The following is a 4,543-nucleotide window of genomic DNA, read 5'->3' on the forward strand; positions in this document are numbered from 1 at the left end:
GAATACGACTTATATGTAAGATGCAAATTGCAGGAAGATGCGGAAGATATTGCTTTAGAAGAAAGCTTTAAAGAAGGTGAAGCTAAAGGCAAAGCTGAGGGTAAAATAACCATGGCAAAGAAAATGTTGGCTAAAAGAAAGCCAATAGATGAAATCATTGAATTTACTGAACTAACCATTGAAGAAATAAAAGTTTTAAAGAAAGAAATAGAACAGTCAAAAAAGAATAGCCTATGAGCAAAGAAGTAAATGACAACTTACAATTGCTTTTTCGTCTAACGCATTCTTGCAATGATATTAGTTTTTTATAGAATTTTTAAAGAAAATGTTTAGATAAAAAAACTGTAAATTAAATAATTCTAATGCTTCTGCTAATGATTTTGGTAATGGCACTAAATTATATTGTTGATCAAAAGCATTACCATATATTTTACTGATATTATTAATTTTATCAGGAAATTCCAGACCTAATAATATAGAATTTAAAATAGTGAAAATTGCCAAATAAGGATCGGTTAGTGGGCTTGCTATTCGATGTTCTAGTCTTCTAGGAAACGAGTCAGGAATACGTACAGCAACAGTTCTATTGTTATTACCAAAAGACACATTAGTTGGTGCCATAAAATTTTTATCTAAGCGAAGATAATCATCTTCATTCGGCATAAATACCAAAAAACTATCGAGCATATAATGACAGATGCTCTGTCCTATTATATCTAATGAATATGGATTGCCACGACCACTACGTGATCTCGCAATGACGTTTGTATTATAACTCGTCATTGCGAGGCGGCGTGAGCCGACGAAGCAATCCAAATTTAATTTTTCTGGATTGCCACGATCACTACATGATCTCGCAATGACGTTTGGGAGAGTTTGCTTCGCTGCTACTAAAGTATCTTCTCTCAATAACGTTGAAGAATCTATAAAATTTACATGAAAATGCATACTACTACCATAATCGTTGGGAAATGGTTTGGCAGAAAAATTTACCTTGCCCTGCAATTTTTTTGCAATAATTTGTATTTTAGACTTAGTGCTACTAATTTTTCCTATATACTCAATTATGTTAGTAGAAGGTGGTAAATCTATCTCAAATTGATTATCACCTTTTTCTTTCTTAACTACTATGCCAAGCAGAGTTTGCAATTCGAGTGGAGCAATATTTTTGCTCAAATAAAACTCTATTTCCACTCCAATACAAGGGGTTAGTGAATAGTCTGTTTGGAATTTGTTGATGATTTTTTGCAATGCATTGTTCTTTTGCAAATGATCTGATAGTTTATAAATAAAATCCTGTGGAGTTGTCATGTGCATCAGTTAGTAAAGAATAAAGTATATTATAAAATTTTTGATAAAAGCTTCAAGCAATCTAGTCATGTTTATAGTAAAAAAAATAAGTCTGGTGTTTCTAATAACTTAGAAATTGTCCAAAATAATAGGTTAGCAGTAGTTCAACATTATAATGCTGATAACATTATCATTTTACAACAAATGCATGGTACCAAAGTTATTGATGCTGATCTTGATATTGATACTGATACTGATATTGAAGCTGATGGAGCCGTTACTACCAAAAAAAATCTAGTGCTAGCAATACAAAGTGCTGACTGTGTTCCTGTTTTATTTAGTAGCGAAGATGGTATGGTTATAGGGACTGCTCATTGCGGTTGGCGTGGGGCTAAAGCCGGTATCATTAATAATGTGGTAAAATTAATGCACAACAAAGGAGCTAAAAACATCAAAGCTATTATTTGCCCTAGTATTCAACAATGTTCTTATGAAGTTGATCAGGAATATTACGATAATTTTATAAAACAACGAGCTGATTATTCAAAATTCTTTATTAATTCCTTGAAAATAGGATATTATATGTTTGATTTACCAGCTTATGTAGAACTTCAATTGCAAGAAGCGGGTGTTAAAGATATAACCAGGATATTAGAGGATACCTATAGTAATCCTGAGAAATATATAAGTTATCGACGTTGTTGCCATACTGGAGAGTTATATAACCATACCATATTATCTACTATTGTAATTTGTAATTAAGAAGTAAATAAAGCAAATGTTTAAAATTTTAAAAATATCTTGTATTTTACTAATCGTATTATGCAAAAATTATGAGCTATGTGCAGCAGAATATAGCTTTGAAGAAGCAAAAAACAAGTGTTATAATCTAAAATTATTGCAGCCTAAAGAAGATGATGATGGTCGAATTCAAACTCTTAATAAGAGAGGAGCAATGTCACCACAATTAGATGAGGTAACAAAGAAATTTATAGAATTTTCAAAAAACCGGATGGTTTTAGAAATCGGTGGGGCTTATGGAAAAGCTATGATGGAAACACTAAAGAAGCAACATAACGTTACTTACCATTTAAACGATCTTGATGAACGTCATCTTTTTATTGCAGCACACAACATAGAAACATTAAAATTAAACCAATCAACTTTAGATAAAATTAAATTTATCTCTGGTGATATTACTTCAAACTTAGAAATTCATGATAAGTATGATGCTATTCTGATAGCCCGGGTTTTACATTTCTTTTCTCCAGAGCAATTAGATAAGGCAGTTGCCAACATATTTAATCTGTTAAAAGATGGAGGAAGGGTTTATGCAATTGCTATTACGCCATATGTTAAGCGTTATGAAAGGTTTATTCCTGAATATGAGAAAAGAGTATTAAATAAAGAACCATTTCCTGGTTATGTTCAATCTGTAAAAAATTGGCTAAACACCTCAGTTACTAGCTCTAACCAGCTTGTGTCAATTAATGATGAAGCGTTTATGTTTATGGATCAAAATGTACTAACTACCATCTTTAAAAAACATAATTTTAGAATAATTGAATGTAAAATAGCTGGATTAAAGTATAAATCAAAAACATGGTCTCTAGATGGCAGAGAGACGGTGATTTTGATAGCAGAGAAATTAAGTAACTAAAGATATTTAAGGAGATATTATGAAATCACATAGTTTTACATCTGATGATGCTATACAAAGTTTGGATGAAAATTTACAATTTATAGCAGAATGCTTTGATCCTAAATATGACAAAGATTATAAAGATGAGATTGAAGTACAACGTAGATTTAATAAGGATATAGAACGAAAAGAGGTCTTTTATATTGAGACTCCAAATGGGGGGCTAGTAGACCTAGTAGCTCAGTGTAAGGTAGGTAAAGATGATGAGTATAAAGTAACCTATCAAGACATGCATAAGGCATTAACCAATGATTATAAATTGTCAACACAACAAACAGAATATATCTTAGCAGCAAATTATCAAGGTGGTATAGCTGGTGGTATAGCTGGATTTAACAAACTAAAAGCAAAAACATACAATGATTGCTACTATAAGGATGGTACGGATGTTATGATGAATGAGTGGCTAAGAGATGGTGTTGTGTCGAAGATTATTATAGATAAAGATAATAATCTATCATATGTTGGAGAACAGAAAGCCATATTTGATTGTAGTAAGTGCGTTTTAGCTCCATTTTCAGACCTCAGAGAGATGGTGAGAACAAAATTTGATAGCTAAGATTTTATGGCGATAAATATTACAGCTACATTAGGAACAGTAGGAGAAGCCGAACCGAAACAGCAAGTAATAATTGATGTAGCTGGTACTGGAGAGGTTGCTAATCAATTTATTGGCAAGTTAGAAACAATCAAAGCATCCTGTCCTGCCAAAGATCCTTTATCAATTATTAAGAGTAATGGTGCTTTATCGAAGGAATTAGTAGCTGATGCTCTTAATGCGGAACAATATAAAGAAGCTGTAACAGAAAAAATTTCAGAAATTTTACATTCTGAACAAGATGAGACTAAAGCAATAACAGCATTAAAAAGACTAGATGGTGTTAAAGAGGCTTTAGCTGATTTGTTAGTAAAACAAATTGACCAAGCAATCGAAACTCAAAAAGATAAAAAAACCGATAAATTAAGTGCAGAGTCAATTAACGATATTGCTAAAGAAACTGTTGATCAGTTAAGTAAGTTTATTGCTCAACCAGACAAATATACAATGAATAAATTTTCTAAAGATTTAGTAAAAGAGCGAGCTACTTCATCGGGTGTGATAGTTCCAAGGAAAAATTTTGTTGAAAAAATTTGTCAGTATTTAAAAAATAAATGGCACGGATATTCTTACGATAAAAGCAAGATAGCGGCACTTGAACAATTGCATGATAAAGCAAAAATTGTAGGACAGGCAGCAAAATCATATATGTCATCTAAAATATTAATATCACCACCTCCACATAATAAAAAAGAGGGGGTTAGGACAATTTAGAAAGAGTTATCGTAAGCAGAGGGCTAGATTCCCGCCTACACGCGGGAATGACAAGGGACTCAATGTCACCCCTGCTTACCTTAGTGTCACCCCTGCGAAGGCAGGGGGCTAAATTCCGCACCGAAGTAGGAATGACAAAGGGAGTGTTCGTCAAACTGTGTCAAGTTGAAAAAATAATCTTTTAAATATATAAAATAAAGATTATTGATGTTGTAAATAGCGAAGAATGTGGATAAGTT

The 4,543-nt window shown here is 32.2% G+C and carries 6 protein-coding genes; 5 read left to right on the plus strand and 1 reads right to left on the minus strand.

The window, feature by feature from the left end; all coding sequences use genetic code 11:
- On the plus strand, positions 1–237 hold a 237-nt coding region (locus RiCNE_RS05960), incomplete at its 5' end, for an RpnC/YadD family protein (RefSeq protein WP_239832731.1).
- A 60-nt stretch (positions 238–297) separates the two neighbouring features.
- Here the strand turns inward: RiCNE_RS05960 and RiCNE_RS07735 are convergent.
- On the minus strand, positions 298–1,311 hold the full coding sequence (locus RiCNE_RS07735; protein ID WP_192866949.1) for a type I glutamate--ammonia ligase: 1,014 nt from the start codon (positions 1,309–1,311) through the stop codon (positions 298–300).
- Here RiCNE_RS07735 and pgeF point away from each other — a divergent pair, their 5' ends adjacent.
- From pgeF to RiCNE_RS05985, 4 genes are read left to right on the plus strand one after another with little or no spacing between them, the layout of a single operon-like run.
- Positions 1,312–2,052 (plus strand): peptidoglycan editing factor PgeF, encoded by a 741-nt coding sequence (gene pgeF, locus RiCNE_RS05970; RefSeq protein ID WP_094649672.1) that lies wholly within the window; start codon positions 1,312–1,314, stop codon positions 2,050–2,052.
- Positions 2,053–2,068: 16 nt separating this feature from the next.
- A complete protein-coding gene (locus tag RiCNE_RS05975) occupies positions 2,069–2,950 on the plus strand; it encodes a class I SAM-dependent methyltransferase (RefSeq protein ID WP_094649673.1) in 882 nt (293 codons plus the stop codon).
- A 19-nt stretch (positions 2,951–2,969) separates the two neighbouring features.
- The gene (locus RiCNE_RS05980; protein ID WP_094649674.1) at positions 2,970–3,551 is read left to right on the plus strand and encodes a hypothetical protein; all 582 of its coding nucleotides are present in this window, start codon (positions 2,970–2,972) and stop codon (positions 3,549–3,551) included.
- A 6-nt stretch (positions 3,552–3,557) separates the two neighbouring features.
- Positions 3,558–4,304 (plus strand): hypothetical protein, encoded by a 747-nt coding sequence (locus RiCNE_RS05985; protein WP_094649675.1) that lies wholly within the window; start codon positions 3,558–3,560, stop codon positions 4,302–4,304.
- Positions 4,305–4,543 lie beyond the last annotated feature (239 nt).

The organism is Rickettsia endosymbiont of Culicoides newsteadi (assembly GCF_002259525.1).
In the GTDB taxonomy this organism is placed as follows: domain Bacteria; phylum Pseudomonadota; class Alphaproteobacteria; order Rickettsiales; family Rickettsiaceae; genus Tisiphia.